Genomic DNA, 21,893 nt, shown 5'->3' on the forward strand with positions numbered 1-21,893 from the left:
CGGCTCAGGAGCGGGTCTCCTCCGCCAGCCCGAGCACGTCCAGGATCCAGGCGTACTCGAACGCCACCTCGCGCCAGCGCTCGTAGCGCCCGCTCACGCCGCCGTGCCCGGCCGTCATCTCGATCTTGAGCAGTGCCGGCGCGCCGACCTCGCGCAGCCGGGCGACCCACTTGGCCGGCTCCACGTAGAGCACGCGAGTGTCGTTGAGGCTCGTCGTCGCGAGGATCCGCGGATACCGGGCGCCCTCGCGCACGTTCTCGTACGGCGAGTACGACTTCATGTAGGCGTAGACCTCGGCGTCGTGCAGCGGGTCGCCCCACTCGTCCCACTCGATCACGGTCAGCGGCAGCGACGGGTCGAGGATCGAGGTCAGCGCGTCCACGAACGGCACCTGCGCCAGGATCCCGGCGAAGGCGTCCGGGGCGAGGTTCGCGACCGCGCCCATCAGCAGGCCGCCGGCCGAGCCGCCCTGCGCGACGAGGCGCTCCGGCGTGGTGAAGCCGGCCTCGACGAGGTGCCGGGCGGAGTCGACGAAGTCGGTGAAGGTGGTGCGCTTGGCGAGGGTCTTGCCCTCCTCGTACCAGGAGCGCCCCATCTCGCCGCCGCCGCGGACGTGCGCGATGGCGAAGACCACGCCGCGGTCGAGCAGCGAGAGCCGCGCGATCGAGAAGCCCGGGTCGATGCTCGCCTCGTAGGACCCGTAGCCGTAGAGCAGGAGCGGCGCGGGGGCCTCGTCGGGCGCCGCCGCGTCCCTCCGCCAGACCATCGACAGCGGGATGCGCGTGCCGTCCTCGGCGGTCGCCCACTCGCGGCGCTGCTCGTAGCGGGCGGGGTCGTAGTCGCCGAGCACCGGCTGCTGCTTGAGCACGGTCCGCTCGCCGGTCGCGACGTCGAGGGTGAGCACCGTGGAGGGGGTGACGAACGAGGTGTAGGCGAGCCGCAGCGCGGGCTGCTCCCACTCCGGGTTGCCGGCGAGGCCCGCGTCGTAGAGCGGCTCGTCGAAGACGATCTCGTCCAGGCGCGCGCCGCCGTCCCCGTCGATCAGGAGGCCGAGGCGGGTCGCCCCCGCCTCGCGGTAGGAGACGACGACGTGCCGCGCGAAGGCGTCGACGCCCTCGATCCGCCGGCCCGGGGTGTGCGGGACGAGGACGCGGCGCTCGGCCGCCCGCTCCTCGGGGGAGAGCGCGAGGTCGGCCGGCTCCTCGACGATCTCGAAGTCGAGTGCGCCGTCGTTGTGCACGATCAGCAGGCGGTCGCGGCCGTCGACGACGGCGTGGTCCACCTCGTACTCGACGCCCTCGCGGCGCGGCCAGACCGATCGGAACTCGCCGGTCGGGTCCTCCGCGTCGAGCAGCAGGCACTCGCTGGTGATCTTGCTGCCGATCTCGATGACGAGGAAGCGGCGGCTGCGGGTGAGCCCCACGCCGATCCAGTAGCGCTCGTCGGGCTCGGAGAAGACGACCTCGTCGGCGGTCGACTCGGTGCCGACGGTGTGCCGCCAGATCGTGTCCGGCCGCCAGGACTCGTCGACCGTGGGGTAGAAGACGAAGCGGGCGTCGGCGCCGAAGGTCGCGCCGCCGCCGGTGCCCTCGACGACGTCCGGGAGGTCCTCGCCGGTGCTGAGATCGCGGATGCGCAGCGTGTAGCGCTCGTCGCCCTCGACGTCGGTGCCGAAGAGCAGGAAGCGCCCGTCGGCGGAGACGTCGAAGCTGCCGAGCGAGAAGAAGTCGTGGCCCTCGGCCTCGATGTTGCCGTCGAGGACGACCTGCTCGCCCTCGAGCGGTCCGCCCTCGGCGATGGAGGGCGGAGTCCAGTCGTCCGGGCCGGAGATCGGCGCGCGGCAGTGCACGCCGTACTGGCGGCCCTCGTAGGAGCGGGAGAAGTACCACCAGGCGCCCTCGCGGACGGGCACCGACAGGTCGGTCTCCTTCGTCCGGGAGCGGATCTCGTCGAAGAGGCGCTCGCGCAGCGGCGCGAGGGGAGCGAGGAGGGCGTCGGTGTAGGCGTTCTCGGCCTCGAGGTGCGCGATCACCTCGGGCTCCTCCTTCTGCCGCAGCCACTCGTACTGATCGACCACCAGATCGCCGTGGTGACGGCGTTCGAGCGGGACACGGCGGGCGACGGGAGGGACGGGCGCGGTCATCGCTCCAGCCTAGGCCGACCTCGCGCCCCGCCGCGGGCCTGCCGCCGGGAGCGTCTCCCGCGTGCGCACAATGGACCATGGCTCAGCGTGCGGACCGGACGAAGGCGGAGGCGCCGCGGCGCGTGCAGACCGAGGTGGAGCGGAAGTACGACGTCGATGCGGACACCGCCCTGCCGGAGCTGACCGGCGCGGGCACCGTCGACACGGCGCTCGCCGAGGAGCCCGTCCGCCTGTCCGCCCAGTACTTCGACACCGCGGACCGCGCGCTCTCCCGCGGGCGGATCACGCTCCGCCGCCGCGAGGGCGGCGAGGACGAGGGATGGCACGTCAAGCTGCCGGGCTCGGCCGGCCGCACCGAGATCCACGCCCCGCTGACCGCCTCCCGCACCGTGCCGGCCGAGGTCCGGGAGCCGGTGCTCGGCCACGTCGGCCGCGCGCGGCTCGAGCCGCTCGCCACCCTGGAGACCGTCCGCGCGATCACCCGGGTCGCCGACTCCGCTGGCCGCCGCCTCGCCGAGATCGCGGACGACCTGGTCGTCGCGCACGATCAGCGCTCCGGCGTCGAGCGGCGCTGGCGGGAGTGGGAGGTCGAGCTCGTCGACGTCCACGGCCCCGAGGGCGAGGCCGTGCTCGACGCGATCGAGGAGCGACTGCTCGCCGCCGGCGCCCGCCCCGCCGAGAGCGCCTCGAAGCTGGCCCGGGCCACCGGCGGTCCGATCGAGGACGCGCACCCCGCACCCCAGGACGGCGGGGAGGCGGCGCTCGCCGCGATCCGCGAGCTCCTCACCGGCCTGCGCGCCGTCGATCCGCGGGTGCGCCTCGAGGCCGACGACGCGCTGCACCGGATGCGCCTGCACACCCGCCGCCTGCGCAGCGTCCTCGCCGCCTCCCGCTCCGTGCTGGAGCGCGAGGCCCTCGATCCGCTGCGCGACGAGCTGCGCTGGCTCGGCGGCGTCCTCGGCGCCGCCCGCGACGAGGAGGTGCTCGCGGCCCGCCTCCGCACCGCCGTCGACGAGGCGGGGGAGGGACTGCCCGCGAAGGCAGTCGTCGGCACCACCCTCTTCGACGCGATCGAGCGCCGGCACTCGATCGCCCGGCAGCGGGTCGCCAAGACCCTGCGCGGCGCCCGCTACCTCGCCCTGCTCGCCGCGCTCGACGCCCTGCTGGCCGACCCGCCGCGGACGGCGAAGGCCGGCGCGAGCGCGAAGAAGCTCGTCCGCCGCTCCCTCGCGAAGGAGGTCGCCCGCGTCGACGCGGCGAGGAAGGGCGGAGACGACCTCGAGGCCCGGCACGAGCTGCGCAAGAGTGCGAAGCGCCTGCGCTACGTCGTCGAGGCCTGGAGCGCGGTCGTCCCGGACGCCGTCGGCGCGACGCAGCGACGGATCGCGAAGGCGGCGAAGGCCGTCGCGGACGCGCTCGGCGAGGAGCGCGACGCCCTCGCCGCCCGCGACGTGCTCCGCGGGCACGCCCTCGTCGCGGCCCGTCGCGGCGAGCCGGCGTTCGCCCTCGGCGTCGCCTCCGCCCGAGAGGAGAGCCGGGCTCACGAGGCCGCGCGAGCCGGGGACGCGGCGCTGGAGCGGCTGCACTCCCTGTCAAGCTGAGCAGGACGGTCATCCGCACGAAACGGGCGGCGGATAATGTGAATCATGCCTTCCGTCCGTCCTCTGCCGTCAGCCCTCCTGCGTCCGCGCCATTTCGACCGTGACGACGTGGTCGTCCATGCCGGTCTGTTCTCGCTGGTCAACTCGAGTACGACCCCGCAGGCGGCCTGGACCGAGGACCTGATCGCGCTCGGCGAGGTGCTCGACGAGGCGGAGTTCCCCTACCGCCTCATCCGCGGCACGAAGGGCGCGCCCTTCCTCGCGATCGACCGCTCGCTCGGCGCCGAGCTGGCCACGCTGCTCGCGCGCGCCTTCGCGACCGAGCCGTTCTACGTGAAGACGCTCGACAAGCGCGGCACCCCGCCGCTGCTCCTGGCCGAGGGGGCCATCGCCCCGTATCCGCGCGCCGCGGTCTTCTCGCTCTTCCGCCCCCGCGTCTCCTCGAGCGGCTCGCTCCGCTACGGCGCCCGCAGCGGCGTCCGCCTGGAGTTCTGGAAGGTCGGCGAGGAGGAGATCACCACTCCCGCCGAGAACGCGCTGATGCGCAGCAGCCTCCCCGTCGCCGAGGCGATCGACGCGCACGTCGAGGCCTACGGCCGCACCTGGCCGACCTTCGAGGGCATGTTCGAGCCGCTGGTCAGCGACATCCGCTTCGACGTCGACATCGTCTTCTCCTGGGTCGACGGGACGGACCTGGAGTTCCAGCGCGCCCGCGCTGCCCGGATGGCCAGCTACGTCGTGGGCGAGGGCGACGACGCCCCCGCGCGCTTCCGCCAGATCGACGAGCTCAAGTACGCCCTCCGCAGCGTCTACATGTACGCGCCGTGGGTCCGGCACATCTACATCGTCACCGACTCGCCGCGCCCGCGCTGGCTCGACGAGCACCCCGACGTCACCCTGGTCCGCAGCGAGGACCACTTCCGCGACCTCTCGGTGCTGCCCACGCACAACTCGCACGCGGTCGAGAGCCAGCTGCACCGCATCCCGGGCCTGGCCGAGCATTTCCTCTACTCCAACGACGACATGTTCTTCGGCCGGCCCGTCGACCCGTCGATCTTCTTCTCGCCCGGCGGGATCACCAAGTTCATCGAGGCGACCACCCGCATCGGGATGGGCGACTCCAACGCCTCCCGCAGCGGGTTCGAGAACGCGGCGCGCGTCAACCGCCGGCTGCTCCGCGAGCGCTTCGGCGCGATGACGACCCGCCACCTCGAGCACGCGGCCACGCCGCTCCGCAAGAGCGTGATGGCCGAGCTGGAGACCGAGTTCGAGCCGGAGTTCACCGCGACCGCCGCGAGCCGCTTCCGCTCGGCGAGCGACGTCTCCGTCACCAACTCGCTCTACCACTACTACGCGCTGATGACCGGCCGCGCGGTGGTGCAGGAGAACGCCTCGGTGAAGTACGTCGACACGACGATGCACCAGGGCCTCAAGGACATGAAGAAGCTGCTGAAGAACCGCGGCGTCGACTTCTTCTGCCTCAACGACGGCAGCTTCCCCGAGATCTCGGCGGAGGTGCGCACCCGCGCCGTGATCGACTTCCTCGAGGAGTACTACCCGATCCCGGCGCCGTGGGAGCGGGTGGACTGAGCATGGCCTGGGCGATCGGCGGCGGAGTCCTCGGGCTGCTGCTCGGGCTCGCCAGCGCGCTCGTCTTCCCCGGCATCGGGGTCGGCGCGGGCATCGGCGTCGGGATCGCGCTCGGCGCGGCTCTCGCCTTCGCCGGACACCTGTTCGCCCTCGACCGCAGTCGTCCCAAGCGCTGACGTCCGTTCTGCAGGCGATCCGCGGCTCCGGAGCCTCGGTCCCGCGGACGGGATCGTCTCTCGGCGCGGATCGCCTGCAGACCGGACGCAGTCCTTTAGGCGCTGACGCTGACGGGCTCCGCGACGGGCGGGTAGAGGGCCTCGACCTGCTCGAGCGGAGCGGCGGTGGCCGGGGCGATCTCGACGCCGTGCGAGGCGAGGATCCGCTCGGTCTCGTTCGCCGAGACGTAGGACACCTCGGTCGAGGCTCCGATCGGCACCACCGAGTGCAGCACCGTGCCGTCGTAGACGTGGATGAGGTTGAAGGCCTGCGCGGAGTTGCGGGCGCGAGTGCCGCCGACCGGCACGTTGAGGTCCTGCGTGTAGCAGGTGGCCGACGCGACCGAGACGGGGATGCCCGCGAACGTCGCGGTCGAGGAGTAGTGCAGGTGGCCGGCGATGATGCTGCGGACGTCCGAGCCCTCGAGCACCTCCGCGAGCGCGGGCTGGTCGCGGAGCTCGACGAGCACCGAGAGGTCGAGGACGCTCGGCACCGGCGGGTGGTGCAGCGCCAGGATCGTGCCGTGCGGCGCGGGGCTGGAGAGCTCCTCCGCGAGCCAGTCCAGCTGGGCGTCCGAGATCTCGCCGTAGTGCGCGCCCGGGACGGTCGAGTCCAGCGCGATGATGCGCAGGCCGTTCACGTCGTGCACGCGGTCGATCGGCTGCGTGGTGGGCAGCTGGTCGAGCAGCCCGGAGCGGAAGGCACCGCGGTCGTCGTGGTTGCCCATCACCCAGATCACCTCGGCACCGAGGCGGGCGGCGGCCGGCTCGACGACGGCGCGGAGCTTGGCGTACGCCTGCGGCTCGCCCTTGTCCGCCAGATCGCCGGTGATGACCACGGCCTCCGGGCGACCGCCCGAGGCCTCCAGCTCGTCGAACAGGCGGCGGAGCTGAGCCTCGCTGTCGACGTCGGAGCCGTACAGCCCGCCGTCTCCGGCGATGAAGTGGGTGTCGCTGAGGTGAAGGATGAAGTGGTTCGGCCGGGGGTACTCGGCCTGGCGGACAGTCATGATCCTCGGGTTCCACGATCGGTGGGGCCGGCTCGATCGAGTCGGCGTCGGTACGGGATGTCGCATGGTGCTGTACTGCTGGTCCGCGGGCTGGGAACTGCTCCCGCGAGGCTCAGTCCATCATCGCGGGGTGAACGGACGGCCAACGAGGATCGGCGCGTCATCGAACGGTTTTCCCAGATTCGGCGCCGGACAGTGCCTTCGTCCTCAGGAACCGCGCTCACCGAGCGCGCACTCCCCGCACACCGATCGCCCACGCCCCGCATCGGCGTCGCAGAGGGAGTCGTCAGAGCTCGAGCAGGAGCCGTGCGTAGAAGGCGATGGCGCGCTCGAACTGGTCGACCTCGACCGACTCGTCGGCACCGTGGATGCCGAGCTGCTGCTGCGGGCTGATCTCGAACGGGATGAAGCGGTAGACGCCGTCGCTGATCGCGTGGAAGTGGCGGGCGTCGCTGCCGCCCGTCTGCACGTAGGGCGCGACGATCGCCTCGGGGAAGACCTCCTGCACCACGCGGCGGAGCACGTCGTACGGGCCGCCGTCGCCGGGCTCGCCGGTGGGGGAGACGGGGGAGGGCTCGTGCGCGACGCGCACCTCGATCTCGACCTCGGGGTCGTCGATCACCGCGCGGATCCGCTCGACGACGCCGGCGACGGTGCCGCCCGGATTGATCCGCACGTTGGCGACCGCGCTGGCGGTGGACGCGAGGACGTTCGCCCCGGTGCTGCCGCGCAGCTGCGTGATCGCCACGGTCGTCCGCAGCATCGCGGCGGAGCGGTTGGAGTGCGCGGCCAGGGCCGCGATGACGGCGTCCGGGTGCTCGTGCGGCTTCGCGTACCAGACCGCGTGCGCGGCGTCGGCTCGGGGCGCGGCGGCGCGCACCAGCTCGGCGATCGGCTCCGGAAGGGTCGAGGGGAACGGGTTCTCGGTGAGGCGGTGGATCGCCCGCGCGAGTCGCTGCGTGGCGAGCATGCCGGGCAGGGGCGGCGGGGCGGAGGCGTGCCCGCCCGCGTCGCGGCAGGTCAGCTCGAGGTTCATGATGCCGCGCTCGGTGACGCCGATGACGGCGATCGGCGTGGTCACTCCGGGCACGATGCCGCGACGGACGTTGCCGCCCTCGTCGAGCACGAAGCGCGGGCGGACGCCGCGCGCCCCGAGCAGCGCGACGATCGACGGCGCGCCGTCCCCCGCCGTCTCCTCGTTGTGCGTGGAGACCAGGTAGACGTCGCGGCGGGGCCGCTCGCCGCGCAGGACGGCCGCCTCGACGGCCTCGAGCAGGGCGACGAGGGAGCCCTTGTCGTCGAGCGCGCCGCGCCCCACGATCGCGGTGCGGCCGTCCGGGCGGAGGACCGTGTCCGCCGCGAAGGGCGCGATCGACCAGTCGTCGGGGGTGACGCTGACCACGTCGTAGTGCGCCATCAGGACCGACGGCTCGCCGTCCTCGGTGCCGCGCCAGCGCCAGACGAGGGAGTGCCCGGCCACGGTCTCGCGCTCGAGGGCGCTGTGCAGCGCGGGGTAGAACTGCTCGAGCAGCTCCTGGAAGACGCGGAACCGGCTCCAGTCGGTGTCGGACTCGTCGGAGTGCGACACCGTGTCGACCCGCAGCAGGGCCTGGAAGCGCTCGAGCGCGGTCGTCGTCACCGGGCTAGCCTACGACGGCGGTCCCGACCCCCCGGACCCGGCGAGCGGAGGTGCGGCATGGGCGTGCGGCCGCCGACCGATCCGCTGCCCGAGGTCTGCGTGGTCTACGTCCTCCGCGAGTCGCCGCGCGGCACCGAGGTGCTGCTCGGAAGGAAGCTCCGCGGTCTCGGCGAGGGCCGGGTCGTCGCGCCCGGCGGCAAGCTCGAGCCGGGGGAGTCGCCCGCGGCGGCGGCCGTCCGCGAGCTGGCGGAGGAGGTCGGCCTGCGCGCGGAGCCGACCGACCTCGAGCCCCGCGGGTCCCTCGACTACCTCTTCCCGCACCGCCCCGCCTGGAGCCAGCGCTCGCACGTCTTCGTCTGCCGCCGCTGGTCGGGAGACGTCGTGGCGTCGGGGGAGCTCGCCGCCGCCTTCGTCCCGCTCGACGATGTCCCCTACGACCGGATGTGGGACGACGCGCGCTTCTGGCTGCCCGCGGTGCTGCACTCCGGCGCCGAGGCGTCGGGCACCTTCGAGTTCGGCGCCGACCTCGAGCACGTCGTCGATCGGTCCTGATACCGCCGTCCGGTCGCATCACCGCCGGATCCTCGACGCCTCCTCGGTCGAACGTCCTCGAACCCACCGGCACGGCGCGACCTCGATCAGGTCGAGATCCTCGACTCCCGCATCCTCTGACGAGCGCGCACTCCGTGCGGCTAGACGTCGAGCACGTCGCCCGGCTCGAGGGCGTGGTACTCGCCGCCGCCCTCGCGGGTCGCCCAGCCGAGGCGGTCGTGGCCGAGCTTCTGGCCCGCCTCGGACAGCACGCGCTCGTGCGTCGCGAACGCGTGCCGCGGCGCGAGCTCGAGGACGTAGTCGATCGACTCCGCGATCTTCATCCAGGGCGCGCCGGAGGGGGCCGCCAGCACCTCGACGTCGACGCCGGCCGGCACGGTGAAGGAGTCGCCCGCGTAGTAGAACCGGCCGTTCACCAGGACCCCGACGTTGTCGATCACCGGGATGGAGGAGTGGATCACCGCGTGCCGGGAGCCGAAGAAGCGCAGCTCGAACGGTCCGACCTCGACCACGTCGCCCTCGGCGACCGTCTCGACGTCGAAGCCCTCGGCCGCCGCGGCGACACCGGCCGGCCCGAGGATCCGCAGCGCCGGGTTCGCGGTGCGCAGCCGCTCCAGCTGCTCCGCCGTCCAGTGATCGGCGTGCTCATGGGTGATCACGACCGCGACGGTGTCGGCCGAGCCCTCGACGGGACGGGTGAAGGAGCCGGGGTCGAGGACGAGCCGCGAGCCCGCCTCCTCGACGAGGACGGTGGCGTGCTCGAGCTTGGTCAGTCGCATGCTCCGAGCCTCTCGCGGGGGGCGACCACGGTGCAAGACGGCCCCGGGGAGCGCGCCGTCCGCCCGCTCGATTTGCACCGGTGCGGATCCGTGTGCAACACTCTTCGAGTTGCAAAAACGCGGCCCCATCGTTTAGCGGCCTAGGACGTCGCCCTCTCACGGCGGTAACGCGGGTTCAAATCCCGCTGGGGTCACCACGGCAACACGAGCAGAACCCCCGGTCATGGCCGGGGGTTCTTCTCGTTTAACGGCCCGCTCCCCGGGGAGAGACCGTCGGAATCCACTCACCCCCGGAAGGTCCCCATGCAAGAGCTGCCCGTCTGGTTCGTGACCGGCTCGTTCGTCGTCCTGAGCCTGATCCTGGCCGCGGACCTGCTGCTGGTCTACAAGCGCCCGCACGTGCCGAGCCTGAAGGAGTCCGGCCTCTGGGTCGGCTTCTACGTCACGCTCGCGCTGATCTTCGCCCTGGTGATGCTGCTGCTGGGCGGGGGAGAGGTCGCCGGTCAGTTCGTCGCAGGCTGGCTGACCGAGTACAGCCTGTCGATCGACAACCTGTTCGTCTTCGTGATCATCATGGGCCGCTTCGCGGTGCCGCCGAAGTACCAGCAGGAAGTGCTGATGGTGGGCATCATCATCGCGCTGATCTTCCGCGGGGTGTTCATCCTGCTGGGCGCGCAGCTGATCGAGAGCTTCAGCTGGATCTTCTACCTCTTCGGCGCCTTCCTCGTCTACACGGCCTGGAACCAGGCGTTCGGCAAGGAGGACGAGAACGAGGGCACCGACAACCTCCTCATCCGCCTGCTGCGCAAGCGCGTGAAGATCTCGGACGAGTTCGACGGGTCGAAGATCCGCACCGTGAAGGACGGCAAGAAGTACTTCACGCCGATGCTGATCGTGTTCCTCGCGATCGGCTCGACCGACCTGCTCTTCGCGCTCGACTCGATCCCGGCGATCTTCGGCATCACCGAGAGCCCGTTCATCGTCTTCACCGCGAACATCTTCGCCCTGATGGGCCTGCGCCAGCTCTACTTCCTGCTCGGCGGCCTGATCGACAAGCTCGAGTACCTCAAGTACGGCATCGCGTTCATCCTCGCCTTCATCGGCGTGAAGCTCGTGCTGCACGCCCTGCACGAGAACGACCTCCCGTTCCTCAACGGCGGCGAGCCGCTGCCGGTCTGGGACATCGACACGATCACCTCGCTCGCCGTCATCGTCGTCAGCATGACCGTCGCCACGGTCGCGAGCCTGGTCAAGATGCGCCGCGAGCACTCCCACATCGAGCTGCACGACGGCCACCCGGAGGTCGTCGCCGACGCCGACGGGGAGGACCGCGCCGAGAAGAAATGAGCCCGGTCCCGTGACTGCGACGACGAGCACGACCAGCATCGATCTGCCCCAGGGCGTCCTGCACCTGACGGTGTCGAGCAGCACCGACGTCGGCGCCGTCCGGCGGGTGAACGAGGACGCCCTCCTGGTCTCGCCGACGCTGGTCGCCGTCGCCGACGGCATGGGCGGGCACGCTCGCGGCGACCTGGCCAGCTCGACCGCCGTCGAGAGCCTGCGGGCGAGCGCGGCCGAGGCGATCGGCCCGGTCTCGGACGTCTTCGCCGTCGTCGAGACGGCCAATGCCGCGGTCCGCGACCTCGACGTCGGCGGCGCCCTCTGCGGAACGACGCTCACCGGCCTCACCCTCGTCCGGCCCGACGACGGCGGACCCGCCTCCTGGGGCCTGTTCAACGTCGGCGACTCCCGGGTCTACCGCTGGGACGGCGCGGGTATCCAGCAGCTGACCGTCGACCACTCGGCGGTGCAGGAGCTGGTCTCGGCCGGCCTGCTCAGCCGGGAGGCGGCGGAGTCGCACCCCGACCGCAACATCGTCACCCGGGCGCTCGGCGCCGACGACGAGGTCGAGACGGACGTCTGGACCCTGCCGATCGTGCCCCGGGCGACCTACCTGCTCTGCTCCGACGGCCTCACCAAGGAGCTCTCCGACGCCCGGATCGCCGAGCTCTTCGCCCGCCGCGACGCGGGGGACCTGCACGGCGCCGATCTCGCCGAGGAGCTCGTGCGCGCCGCGGTCGACGCCGGCGGGCGGGACAACGTGACGGTCGTCGTCGTGGGGGCCGTGCTCGCCCCCCGACCGGACGCCGAGGCCTGACTCCACGGGCCACGCCCCTCGAACAGGTGGCAGCGACTCCGGCTCCGAACTGCAGAGCCGGGCTGTCGATGGGCATACTGGAGGGATGGACACCGTCGAGGCTCTCGATCGCGCGAAGACGCGCTTCGCGGAGGGCGACGTCCGAGGGGCCGTGTCGCTGCTCGAGCGCTGCGTCGAGGCCGACCCCGTCTGGATCGACCCCCGCGTCCTCCTGTCAGAGCTCTACCGGAGGTCCGGCGACCTCATCGAGGCCGGCCGCTGGGGCTACCTGATCGAGAACTGCGCCGCTCCCGAGGAGCGCCGGGCGTTCGAGCGCGCCCTGGTGCGCACCGACGAGGACCCGTTCGAGTTCGCGGAGCGGGCCCTGGTGCGTCCGCTCGAGCTCGCGGCCGAGTCGCCGCACGCCGCGATGATGCTCGCCGAGCTGCCGGCCCGGATCGACGAGGCCGAGCGGTTCGAGCAGGAGTCGCCCGATCCGCTCGACGGCGACTGGTTCGAGCACGAGGCCGTGCCGGTGAAGCGGCGCTCCGGTTTCGTCGGGATGGTCGGCGCCGCGGTCGCCGCGGTCTTCGTCGTCGGCGGCGTGGTGGTCGGCGCGGCGGCTCTGCTGGTGGTCCCCGCGGTGCTCATCGCGATGCTCGTCGCGCCCTGACGGCCGCTGCCGCCCTCCCGATCCGCTCGGGCCGCGCCTCCCTGCCGCTCGTCGGCGCGGTGCTATCCTCGGTCAATGCTGTTCGGCCGGCTCCTCCTTCTCCGCCGCGACGAGACCTCGATCTGACAGGCCTCCCTCGTCGCGGTGTCTCTCGCGGGCTGACCACATTCCTGAGGAAGAGAAACCCGTCATGAACGACAGTTCCCCCGACACCGCCGCGCCCTCGGCCGCCGACACCCCGGCCGCCGAGCGCCCGCGCACCCTGGCCGAGAAGGTCTGGGACGACCACCTCGTCGCCAAGGGCGAGGACGGCACGCCCGACCTGATCTACATCGACCTGCACCTGGTGCACGAGGTGACCAGCCCCCAGGCCTTCGACGGCCTCCGCCAGGCCGGCCGACCCGTCCGGCGCCCCGATCTGACGATCGCGACCGAGGACCACAACACCCCGACCGTCGGCATCGACAAGCCGATCGCCGACCTCACCAGCCGCACCCAGATCGAGACCCTGCGGCGCAACGCCGCCGAGTTCGGCGTCCGCCTGCACTCCCTCGGCGACATCGAGCAGGGCATCGTGCACGTCGTCGGCCCGCAGCTCGGGCTGACCATGCCCGGCATCACCGTCGTCTGCGGCGACTCGCACACCTCGACCCACGGCGCGTTCGGCGCGATGGCGTTCGGCATCGGCACCAGCGAGGTCGAGCACGTGATGGCCACGCAGACGCTGCCGCTCAAGCCCTTCAAGACCATGGCGATCACCGTCGAGGGCGAGCTTCGCGAGGGCGTCACCGCGAAGGACATCATCCTCGCCGTGATCGCGAAGATCGGCACCGGCGGCGGTCAGGGCTACGTGCTCGAGTACCGCGGCTCGGCGATCCGCGCGCTCTCGATGGAGGGCCGGATGACGATCTGCAACATGTCGATCGAGGCGGGCGCGCGCGCCGGCATGGTCGCGCCCGACGAGACGACCTTCGCCTACCTGAAGGGCCGCCCGCACGCCCCCGAGGGCCAGGACTGGGACGACGCGGTCGCCTACTGGCGGACGCTGCCGAGCGACGAGGGCGCCGTCTTCGACGCCGAGGTCGTCCTCGACGCGGACGCGCTCGAGCCGTTCGTCACCTGGGGCACCAACCCCGGCCAGGGCGTCTCGCTCTCGCAGGCCGTGCCCGACCCCGACGCGATCGCCGACCCGAACGAGCGCTCCAACGCCCGGCGCGCGCTGGAGTACATGGACCTCGAGGCCGGCACCCCGATGAAGGAGATCCCGGTCGACGCGGTCTTCATGGGCTCCTGCACCAACTCGCGCATCGAGGACCTCCGCGCCTTCGCGTCGATCATCGCCGGCCGCACCAAGGCGCCCGGCGTCCGGGTGATGGTCGTCCCCGGCTCCGCCCGCGTGCGCATCGAGGCCGAGGCCGAGGGCCTGGACAAGGTGATCACCGCGTTCGGTGCCGAGTGGCGCTTCGCCGGCTGCTCGATGTGCCTCGGCATGAACCCGGACCAGCTCGCCCCGGGGGAGCGCTGCGCCTCCACCTCGAACCGCAACTTCGAGGGCCGGCAGGGCAAGGGCGGCCGCACCCACCTGGTGTCGCCGCTGGTCGCCGCCGCGACCGCCGTCCGCGGCACCCTCTCCAGTCCGTCGGATCTGGAGCCCGTCCGCGAGCTGGTGGAGGCCTGATCATGGAGAAGTTCGAGACCGTCACCGGCATCGCCGCGCCGCTGAAGCGCAGCAACGTCGACACCGACCAGATCATCCCCGCCGTCTTCCTCAAGCGGGTCACCAAGACCGGCTTCGAGGACGCGCTCTTCCACGGCTGGCGCCAGGACCCGGAGTTCGTGCTCAACCAGCCGGCCTTCCAGGGTGCGCAGATCCTCGTCGCGGGCCCCGACTTCGGCACCGGCTCCAGCCGCGAGCACGCCGTCTGGGCGCTGCGCGACTTCGGCTTCCGCGTCGTGCTGTCCTCCCGCTTCGGCGACATCTTCCGCGGCAACTCCGGCAAGCAGGGGCTGCTCGCGGCGGCACTGGCGGAGAGCGACATCGACCGGCTCTGGGAGCTGATCGATGCGACGCCGGGAATAGAAGCGACCGTCGATCTGGTTGGTCGTACGGTCACCGCCGGTGGCGAGACCTTCCCTTTCGAGGTCGACGACTACACTCGTTGGCGCCTGATCGAAGGGCTGGACGACATCGGCCTGACCCTGCGCGACGAAGCGCTCATTTCCGAATTCGAGACCCGTCGCGCGAGCTGGCGGCCCAAGACATTGCCGGTGAAATAGCGTGAACACACTTCTTCAGGACGCCAAGGCGGCGGGAGCACAGGATGCGAAGGCGGCGGGAGCCCGTGTGGGGATGACCACCGAGCGGATCACCATCCACGGCGGGCGGCCGCTGAAGGGCCGGATCGAGCTCAAGGGCGCGAAGAACCTCGTCACCAAGGCGATGGTCGCCGCACTCCTCGGTGAGACCGCGTCCACCCTGCGCGACGTCCCGGACATCAGCGACGTCCGCGTCGTGAAGGGCCTCCTCGAGGTGCACGGCGTCAAGGTGAAGCAGGGCCCCGAGGTGGGCGAGCTGATCCTCGACCCCTCCAACGTCGAGTCCGCGCACTTCGCCGACATCGACGCCCACGCCGGCTCGAGCCGCATCCCGATCCTCTTCTGCGGACCGCTGCTGCACCGCCTCGGCGAGGCGTTCATCCCCGACCTCGGCGGCTGCCGCATCGGCGACCGCCCGATCGACTACCACCTCGAGGTGCTCCGCAACTTCGGCGCCATCGTCGAGAAGCTGCCCTCCGGCATCCGGATGTCGGCGCCCGAGGGCCTGCACGGCGCCAAGGTGTCGCTGCCCTACCCGAGCGTCGGCGCGACCGAGCAGGTGCTGCTCACCGCGGTCCGCGCGTCGGGCATCACCGAGCTGTCCGGTGCGGCGATCGAGCCGGAGATCATGGATCTCATCAACATCCTGCAGAAGATGGGCGCGATCATCTCGGTCGACACCGACCGCGTGATCCGCATCGAGGGCGTCGACCGCCTGGAGGGCTACACCCACCGCGCGCTCTTCGACCGCAACGAGGCCGCCTCCTGGGCCGCCGCGGCCCTCGCGACCGACGGCGACATCTTCGTCGGCGGCGCTCGCCAGCAGGAGATGACGACCTTCCTCAACGTCTTCCGCAAGGTCGGCGGCGCGTTCGAGATCGCCGAGGACGGCATCCGCTTCTACCACCCCGGCGGCGAGCTCAAGCCGGTCATCATCGAGACCGACGTGCACCCCGGCTTCATGACCGACTGGCAGCAGCCGCTCGTCGTGGCGCTGACCAAGGCCAAGGGCGTGTCGATCGTGCACGAGACCGTCTACGAGCAGCGCTTCGGCTTCGTCGACGCGCTGGTCGAGATGGGCGCGACCATCCAGATCCACCGCGAGTGCCTCGGTGGCCAGGCCTGCCGCTTCGGTCAGCGCAACTTCATGCACTCCGCGGTCATCTCCGGCCCGTCGAAGCTGCACGGCGCCGACATCGTCGTGCCCGACCTGCGCGGCGGCTTCTCGCACCTGATCGCGGCGCTCTCGGCCGAGGGCACCTCCTCGGTCTCGAACGTCGGCATCATCAGCCGCGGCTACGAGAACTTCCTCACCAAGCTCGAGCTGCTCGGCGCCGACTTCTCCCTCGACGCGTAATCCCGCAGCACCTCCGGCACGCTGGAACGGCTCCGGCTCGCAGAATCCCCCCGATCCTGCGAGCCGGAGTCGTTTCCACGTGCTGGACGTCCCACCGCCGCTCGTCGGCTCGACCTCCGGCTCGCGGAATCGCCTCCGGCTCATCGGATCGGCGGGATCCTGCGAGCCCGAGTCGTGTCCGCGTGCCGGAGTCTCGGCCGCACGGTCGCTCCGCGGGTCCGGCCGGTGTCCCGCGGGACCACCCCTCGCGATCGATCCCCGCAGGCCGTGCTGAGCCACGAGTCCCGTTGCGGTGCCGTGCTCAGTGGCTGTCGGGGACGCGGACCCGGCCGCCTCCACCCGCGCGCGGAGCCGCCCGTGGAAGCGGTCGACGCTCTCAGCCGATGCCGGCCGCAGTCCGAGAAGCCCCGGCTCCTCGACGAGACGCAGGTCCGCGGACCGCGGCCTGAACCCGCGAGACACCGTCACGCCGATCGCGGTCCGGCTCCCGAGGCCGACGGTGCGTCGCTCGAGGGTGCGGATCTCGTCCCAGAGGATCTCGACGCGCCGATCGCCGGCGAGCACCACGAGGGCCTCCTCCGCCGGATCGAGGACGAGGTACGGGTGCAGATCGGGCGTCGGGAGGGTCGGGTCGCCGAACCGCAGCAGGCGCGAGACCGCCGGTCCACCGACGACCACGACACCGCCGATCGCGCTCGCCTGGACGAGGGCGCGCGGAGCGGTGACGAGGCGCGCGGCGACGAGGACCACCAGGAGCACGATCGTGACTGCGGCGGTCGCCGCAGCGACCAGGAGCGCGGGGCTCTCCGATGCGGCGGCGAGCACCGCTTCGAGGAGGCGAGGGGCGCGGATCACGTCGACACGGTACCCAGGCGATCCGCTGCACGGTGACGGTGACGCATGGGACGTGTCCGGAGGGGCATCGCCGCATCCCGCCTGCGCGGCGACCCGAAGCGGATCGCTCCTCCCAGCCGGTGCAGCTCCTCGAGGGTGGCGTCACTCGTCGGGAGTGCCCCAGGCCGGCGCGGGCTCGCCCGGTGGGAGCGCCGCGGCGATGCGGCGATGGAGGAGGACGAGCGTCTGCTCGGAGGCGGGGCTCTGACCGAGCAGCCCCGGCTGCTCGACCGGGACGAGCGTGAGCGACCGCGTTCGGCCGCCCCCGGCCCGGGAGAGGTCGACGACGACGGCGTCGTGCCGGCGCAGCCCTCGACGGACCCGGCGTCGCCGGACGGCGCGGACGCGCGACCAGGGGACGATCACGACGTGCGAGCGGAGGATGACGGAGAGTCCCCTCGCTCCGGGGACGACGACGGCGTAGGGGCGGGAGACCCGCCGCGGGAGGCGGGGCTCCACCCAGCGGAGGACGTCGACCAGGTCTCCGTGGCCCAGCACGACCTCGCCGTCGCTCGCCTCGGCCTCGACGTGCGCGAGCGGGCCGCCGACCGCGCGCGCGACGGAGCGCACGACGACCAGGACGAGCCCCGTGGCGACGGCGACTCCGACCGCGACGAGGCCGGCCCACGCGAGCAGCTGGGCGAGCAGCTCCGGGCTGCGGGTGCCGATCGAGTAGACGGCGACGAAGTCGAGCAGGAGGACGAACGCGAGCGTCTGGAGCGCCGTCACCGAATCGGTGAGCCCGCGGAGCGCGGCGGACACCGGGTTCTCGCGTCGCTCGCTCACTCCGCCACGCTAACGCTGCGGCGTCCCCGCGTGATCGGCCGGAATCTCGTGCCGGAGTCGTCTCGGCCTGCCGGACCCGCGAGCGGTGAGCGCGCAGCGGCGGCAAGACGGACGTCGTGTGGGAGAGGGGTCTCGGTGCGCCCCTGCGGGGCTGCTCGACCAGCATGGTCTGCGGGCGTCTCCTCCAGTCGATGCGCGCCCTCGAGCACGGCAGGGCGCTTCATGCTGATCGAGTAGCCCGCGGAGCGGGCGTATCGAGATCCACGCACTGGGGGACGGTGGGTCTCGATACGCCCCTTTGGGGCTACTCGACCAGCATGAGCCCACGGCGCTGCAGCCGTCTCCTCATCGCCGAGACACGGAGCCGCGCCGCGCGTTGGCGTGGGCGGCGGGGGCGGCGGAGCCGGGGTGCGAGGATGGGCGGGTGTCTGAACGAAGCCGTCCGTCCATCTTCTGGCTCCTCGCGGCGTTGGTGATCCCGACGCTCACCGCCTCCGTGGACCTCCGGGTCCGCGACATCGACAAGATCCCGGGCAAGGGCGCGTTCGTGTTCGCGCCGAACCACTACAGCGAGATCGACCCGTTCATCACGGGCTGGGTGCTGTGGCGCGCCGGTCGCGCGCCGCGCTTCCTGGCGAAGGCGTCGCTGTTCAAGATCCCTGTGGCCGGAGCGATCCTGCGCGCCTCGGGGCAGATCCCGGTCGAGCGGGCCGGTTCCGTGCGCGGCAGCGAGCCGCTGAAGGCGGCGAAGGAGCTCGTCGACCGGGGCGGCTCCGTCCTGATCTACCCGGAGGGCACCCTGACCCGCGACCCGGAGCTCTGGCCGATGCGCGGCAAGACCGGCGCGGTGCGGATGGCACTGCAGTACGGGCTACCCGTCGTGCCCGTCGCGCACTGGGGCACCCAGCAGGTCATGGGCCGCTACTCGAAGAAGATCACCCTCTTCCGCCGCAAGCGCGTCGACGTCCTGGTCGGCGATCCCGTCGACCTGTCGGCGTTCCGCGGGCGCAGCCTCGACTCCGCGACCCTCAACGAGGCGTCGACCGTCGTGATGGCCGCGATCACCCGCCTGCTCGAGGAGCTCCGCGGCGAGACGGCACCGGAGAAGCGCTGGAACCCGGCCGAGCACAATCAGAAGGGCACGGGACGCTTTGAGCAGGGGCAGTAGGGCCGAGAAGGCGCCGATCCCCGTGCCGCGCCGCGTCGCCGTCCTCGGCGCCGGCAGCTGGGGGACCACCTTCGCCAAGATCCTCGCCGACGGCGGCTCCGATGTCGTGATGTGGGCGCGGCGGGCCGAGCTCGCCCGCGAGATCACCGAGGCCAAGCGCAACAGCGACTACCTCCCCGGCATCAACCTGCCGCGCAACATCCGGGCGACCCCGCGGATCGAGGAGGCGCTCGAGGGCGCCGACCACGTCTACCTCTCCATCCCGTCGCAGACCCTGCGCGGGAATCTCGAGGCGATCACGCCGTTCCTCACCGAGCGGACCGTCCTCGTCAGCCTGATGAAGGGTGTCGAGAAGGGCACCGGCCAGCGGATGAGCGAGGTGATCTCGCAGGTGCTGCCGATCGATCCGAGCCGGATCGCGGTCGCCTCCGGGCCGAACCTCGCGCTCGAGATCGCGAAGGAGCAGCCGACCGCGGCGGTCATCGCCTCGGAGAGCCTCGTCACCGCGCAGGAGGTCGCGCTCGCCGCGACCAACCGCTACTTCCGCTCCTACGTCAACACCGACGTGATCGGGACCGAGTTCGGCGGCGTGCTGAAGAACCTGATCGCCGTCGCGATCGGCATCGTCGACGGCGTCGGCTACGGCGAGAACACCAAGGCGTCGATCATCACCCGCGGCCTCGCCGAGATGACCGACTTCGCCGTCGCGTACGGCGGGCGGCCCGAGACGATGTCCGGGCTGGCCGGCCTCGGCGACCTGATCGCGACGTCGAGCTCGTCGCTCTCCCGCAACAACACGGCCGGGCGCCTGCTCGGCCAGGGCTACAGCTTCGGCGATGTCGTGAAGTCGATGCAGCAGACGGCGGAGGGGCTCTCCTCTGTCGCGCCGATCCTCGAGCTCGCCCGGGCCCGCGGAGTCGACATGCCCATCGTCGAGCAGGTGTCGCAGGTGCTCGCCGGTACGCTCGATCCGAAGGACATCGCGCCGCACCTGACCACGGATTCGGACGAGCCCCAGGGTGAGAGGAACCTCGATGACCAGCAAGCTCGCAGTGGCCGTTCTGTTCGGGGGGCGTTCAAGCGAGCACTCGATCAGCTGCGCAACGGCGGCGGGGGTGCTGCGGGCGATCGATCGTGACCGCTTCGACGTGATCCCCGTCGGGATCACCGCCGACGGCGCGTTCGTGCTCGAGGAGGACCGGCCGGAGAAGTTCGCGCTCGACGCGAGCGCCCTGCCGCGCGTCGAGGACAACGGGACGCGCGTGCGCTGGCCGGAGTCGGCGCTCTCCCGCGAGCTGACCGTCACCGCGGCCGACGGCTCCGTCCGCTCCCTCGGCGACGTCGACGTCGTCCTGCCGATCCTGCACGGCCCGTGGGGCGAGGACGGCACCGTCCAGGGGATGCTCGAGCTGGTCGGGCTGCCCTACGTCGGGTCGGGCGTGCTCGCCTCGGCGCTCGGGATGGACAAGCACTTCACCAAGACCGTCTTCCGCGCCGCGGGCATCGCGGTCGCCCCCTGGTACACCGTGACCGAGGCGGAATGGCGCGAGGACCCGAGCGACGCGGCGTCGGCCCTCGACGAGCTCGGCCTGCCCGCCTTCGTCAAGCCGGCTCGTGCCGGGTCGAGCGTCGGCGTGAGCCGGGTCGACGAGCGCTCGCAGCTCGACGCCGCCCTCGAGGAGGCGTTCACGCACGACTCGCGGGTGCTGATCGAGTCCGCGATCGTCGGCCGGGAGGTCGAGATCGGCGTGCTCGGCGCGCGCCGCGGGGAGTCCCCGCGGGCGTCCGTGGCCGGCGAGGTCGTCGTCAGCGGCGGCGGCTTCTACGACTTCGAGGCGAAGTACCTCGGCATGAAGGGCGTCGAGCTGGTCTGCCCGGCCGAGCTCACCGAGGACGAGCTCGCCGAGATGCGGGCCCTCGCGGTCAGCGCCTTCACCGCGATCGGGGCCGAGGGCCTCGCTCGGGTCGACTTCTTCCTCACGGCCGACGGCTTCGTCATCAACGAGATCAACACGATGCCCGGCTTCACGCCGATCTCGATGTTCCCGCGGATGTGGGGCGCGAGCGGCGTCGACTACCCCGACCTGATCAGCGAGCTGCTCGACCTGGCGCTCGAGCGCGTCCCGGCCGCGGTCCGATGACCGCGGCGGGCCTCGGGCTCCGGCTCGAGCCGGGCCCGCGGGCGCCGTTCGAGCAGATCCGCGAGGGGATCACCGCGCAGGTCGCCGCGGGGTCGCTCCTGGTCGGCACGCGGCTGCCTGCGGTGCGGACCCTCGCCGAGGAGCTGGGCGTCGCTCCGGGGACCGTCGCGCGGGCGTACAAGGAGCTCGAGGCCGCGGGGATCGTGGAGACGCGGGGACGCGCCGGGACGGTCGTGTCCGGCGGCGTCGACTCGGTCGAGCACGAGCTGCAGCTGGCGGCCGGCGCGTACGCCGCGCGGGCCCGGGCGCTCGGAGCGACGCCGGAGCGGGCGCTCGAGGTCGCGGCCGCGGCACTCGGCACGTCGGGCTGACGACGGCTCAGCCCGCGGGCGTGCTCGGCGGGTCGAGGGTGTCTGTGTCGGAGACGTTCGTGCAGGCGCGCTCCTGCGGCAGGTAGGAGACGGCGTTCGCGAGGTCGACGACGGCCGAGGTTCCGGAGGCGCGGCTCTGGTCGACGGTGATCTCGACCGCCGGATCGCGGCCGTAGGTGGTCAGCGTATAGACGTCGTCGGCGGCCTGCGACTCGTCGATGATCCAGTCGACGCCGCTGACCGAGACGCAGAGCTCGGTGGTGGGGCCGGGGGGAGTGACACCGCAGTGCAGGATGACGGCGGCGGGGGTGCCCCAGGCCGCCGTGCCCTGCGCGTTCGTCTCGCGCTCGGGCAGCTCGGCGACGACGTCGGGCAGGCGCACCGAGACCTCGGCGCAGCCCTCGTTCGTCGCGTCGTCGGCCGGCTGCAGCGCCACGGCGGCCGAGCAGCCGCTCAGGAGCAGGACGGCGGCGGCGACGACCAGGGGGGTGCGGAGGAGGCGGGAGGACATCGACGGCAAC

20 protein-coding genes and 1 tRNA gene are annotated in these 21,893 nt (G+C 72.1%); 15 read left to right on the forward strand and 6 right to left on the reverse strand.

The window, feature by feature from the left end; all coding sequences use genetic code 11:
* Nucleotides 1-4 precede the first annotated feature (4 nt).
* Complete coding sequence (locus MT350_RS04870) at nt 5-2,143, reverse strand: S9 family peptidase (RefSeq protein ID WP_243598997.1); 2,139 nt, start codon at nt 2,141-2,143, stop codon at nt 5-7.
* Nucleotides 2,144-2,220: 77 nt separating this feature from the next.
* On the opposite strand from MT350_RS04870, the gene MT350_RS04875 reads away from it, so the two are divergent.
* The 3 genes from MT350_RS04875 to MT350_RS04885 all read left to right on the forward strand — a co-directional run bounded on the left by MT350_RS04875 (nt 2,221) and on the right by MT350_RS04885 (nt 5,510).
* On the forward strand, nt 2,221-3,744 hold the full coding sequence (locus MT350_RS04875) for a CYTH and CHAD domain-containing protein (protein WP_243598998.1): 1,524 nt from the start codon (nt 2,221-2,223) through the stop codon (nt 3,742-3,744).
* Nucleotides 3,745-3,852: 108 nt separating this feature from the next.
* On the forward strand, nt 3,853-5,334 hold the full coding sequence (locus tag MT350_RS04880) for a stealth family protein (RefSeq protein WP_243581813.1): 1,482 nt from the start codon (nt 3,853-3,855) through the stop codon (nt 5,332-5,334).
* Nucleotides 5,335-5,336: 2 nt separating this feature from the next.
* The gene (locus tag MT350_RS04885; RefSeq protein WP_165909224.1) at nt 5,337-5,510 is read left to right on the forward strand and encodes a hypothetical protein; all 174 of its coding nucleotides are present in this window, start codon (nt 5,337-5,339) and stop codon (nt 5,508-5,510) included.
* Nucleotides 5,511-5,605: 95 nt separating this feature from the next.
* Here MT350_RS04885 and MT350_RS04890 read toward each other — a convergent pair whose 3' ends face one another.
* Both MT350_RS04890 and MT350_RS04895 read right to left on the reverse strand, forming a co-directional pair.
* Nucleotides 5,606-6,559 carry a phosphodiesterase gene (locus MT350_RS04890; protein ID WP_279392143.1) on the reverse strand — a complete coding sequence of 318 codons (954 nt, stop codon included), beginning with the start codon at nt 6,557-6,559 and terminating at the stop codon, nt 5,606-5,608.
* Nucleotides 6,560-6,845: 286 nt separating this feature from the next.
* On the reverse strand, nt 6,846-8,198 hold the full coding sequence (locus tag MT350_RS04895; protein WP_243598999.1) for a M20/M25/M40 family metallo-hydrolase: 1,353 nt from the start codon (nt 8,196-8,198) through the stop codon (nt 6,846-6,848).
* Nucleotides 8,199-8,255: 57 nt separating this feature from the next.
* Here MT350_RS04895 and MT350_RS04900 point away from each other — a divergent pair, with 57 nt between their 5' ends.
* Nucleotides 8,256-8,750, forward strand: a complete 495-nt coding sequence (locus MT350_RS04900; protein ID WP_243599000.1) for an 8-oxo-dGTP diphosphatase — start codon at nt 8,256-8,258, stop codon at nt 8,748-8,750.
* 140 nt (nt 8,751-8,890) lie between these two features.
* On the opposite strand, the gene MT350_RS04905 is transcribed toward MT350_RS04900, so the two are convergent.
* Nucleotides 8,891-9,529 carry an MBL fold metallo-hydrolase gene (locus MT350_RS04905; RefSeq protein ID WP_243599001.1) on the reverse strand — a complete coding sequence of 213 codons (639 nt, stop codon included), beginning with the start codon at nt 9,527-9,529 and terminating at the stop codon, nt 8,891-8,893.
* A 121-nt stretch (nt 9,530-9,650) separates the two neighbouring features.
* Here MT350_RS04905 and MT350_RS04910 point away from each other — a divergent pair.
* From MT350_RS04910 to murA, 7 genes are all read left to right on the forward strand, one after another.
* Nucleotides 9,651-9,726: transfer RNA gene (locus MT350_RS04910), tRNA-Glu, on the forward strand.
* A gap of 106 nt (nt 9,727-9,832) precedes the next feature.
* Entirely contained in the window at nt 9,833-10,876 is a 1,044-nt protein-coding gene (locus MT350_RS04915) for a TerC family protein (RefSeq protein WP_243599002.1), read from the forward strand.
* Between the two features lie 10 nt (nt 10,877-10,886).
* Nucleotides 10,887-11,687: a PP2C family serine/threonine-protein phosphatase gene (locus tag MT350_RS04920; RefSeq protein ID WP_243615485.1), complete on the forward strand. Its 801-nt coding sequence runs from the start codon at nt 10,887-10,889 to the stop codon at nt 11,685-11,687.
* An 85-nt stretch (nt 11,688-11,772) separates the two neighbouring features.
* Nucleotides 11,773-12,339 carry a DUF6584 family protein gene (locus MT350_RS04925; protein ID WP_123735405.1) on the forward strand — a complete coding sequence of 189 codons (567 nt, stop codon included), beginning with the start codon at nt 11,773-11,775 and terminating at the stop codon, nt 12,337-12,339.
* A gap of 190 nt (nt 12,340-12,529) precedes the next feature.
* Nucleotides 12,530-14,017 (forward strand): 3-isopropylmalate dehydratase large subunit, encoded by a 1,488-nt coding sequence (leuC, locus tag MT350_RS04930; RefSeq protein ID WP_243599004.1) that lies wholly within the window; start codon nt 12,530-12,532, stop codon nt 14,015-14,017.
* A 2-nt stretch (nt 14,018-14,019) separates the two neighbouring features.
* Nucleotides 14,020-14,616: a 3-isopropylmalate dehydratase small subunit gene (gene leuD / locus MT350_RS04935; RefSeq protein WP_123445564.1), complete on the forward strand. Its 597-nt coding sequence runs from the start codon at nt 14,020-14,022 to the stop codon at nt 14,614-14,616.
* Nucleotides 14,617-14,689: 73 nt separating this feature from the next.
* Nucleotides 14,690-16,012 carry a UDP-N-acetylglucosamine 1-carboxyvinyltransferase gene (gene murA, locus MT350_RS04940; RefSeq protein WP_164874434.1) on the forward strand — a complete coding sequence of 441 codons (1,323 nt, stop codon included), beginning with the start codon at nt 14,690-14,692 and terminating at the stop codon, nt 16,010-16,012.
* A 996-nt stretch (nt 16,013-17,008) separates the two neighbouring features.
* Here murA and MT350_RS04945 read toward each other — a convergent pair.
* On the reverse strand, nt 17,009-17,692 hold the full coding sequence (locus tag MT350_RS04945; RefSeq protein WP_243599005.1) for a hypothetical protein: 684 nt from the start codon (nt 17,690-17,692) through the stop codon (nt 17,009-17,011).
* A gap of 424 nt (nt 17,693-18,116) precedes the next feature.
* On the opposite strand from MT350_RS04945, the gene MT350_RS04950 reads away from it, so the two are divergent.
* The 4 genes from MT350_RS04950 to MT350_RS04965 are packed head-to-tail and all read left to right on the forward strand — an operon-like array spanning nt 18,117 to nt 21,372.
* A complete protein-coding gene (locus MT350_RS04950) occupies nt 18,117-18,860 on the forward strand; it encodes a 1-acyl-sn-glycerol-3-phosphate acyltransferase (protein WP_243599006.1) in 744 nt (247 codons plus the stop codon).
* Between the two features lie 22 nt (nt 18,861-18,882).
* Entirely contained in the window at nt 18,883-19,998 is a 1,116-nt protein-coding gene (locus MT350_RS04955; RefSeq protein ID WP_173286025.1) for an NAD(P)H-dependent glycerol-3-phosphate dehydrogenase, read from the forward strand.
* Nucleotides 19,895-21,001 carry a D-alanine--D-alanine ligase family protein gene (locus MT350_RS04960; protein ID WP_243599007.1) on the forward strand — a complete coding sequence of 369 codons (1,107 nt, stop codon included), beginning with the start codon at nt 19,895-19,897 and terminating at the stop codon, nt 20,999-21,001. Before MT350_RS04955 ends, MT350_RS04960 begins: the two co-directional genes overlap by 104 nt.
* The gene (locus tag MT350_RS04965) at nt 20,998-21,372 is read left to right on the forward strand and encodes a GntR family transcriptional regulator (RefSeq protein WP_243599008.1); all 375 of its coding nucleotides are present in this window, start codon (nt 20,998-21,000) and stop codon (nt 21,370-21,372) included. Before MT350_RS04960 ends, MT350_RS04965 begins: the two co-directional genes overlap by 4 nt.
* A gap of 7 nt (nt 21,373-21,379) precedes the next feature.
* Here the strand turns inward: MT350_RS04965 and MT350_RS04970 are convergent, their stop codons facing one another.
* Nucleotides 21,380-21,883 carry a DUF3515 domain-containing protein gene (locus tag MT350_RS04970; RefSeq protein WP_243599009.1) on the reverse strand — a complete coding sequence of 168 codons (504 nt, stop codon included), beginning with the start codon at nt 21,881-21,883 and terminating at the stop codon, nt 21,380-21,382.
* Nucleotides 21,884-21,893: the final 10 nt, after the last annotated feature.

The sequence above is a fragment of the Rathayibacter sp. VKM Ac-2928 genome (genome assembly GCF_022815545.1).
GTDB classification, from domain to species: domain Bacteria; phylum Actinomycetota; class Actinomycetes; order Actinomycetales; family Microbacteriaceae; genus Rathayibacter; species Rathayibacter festucae.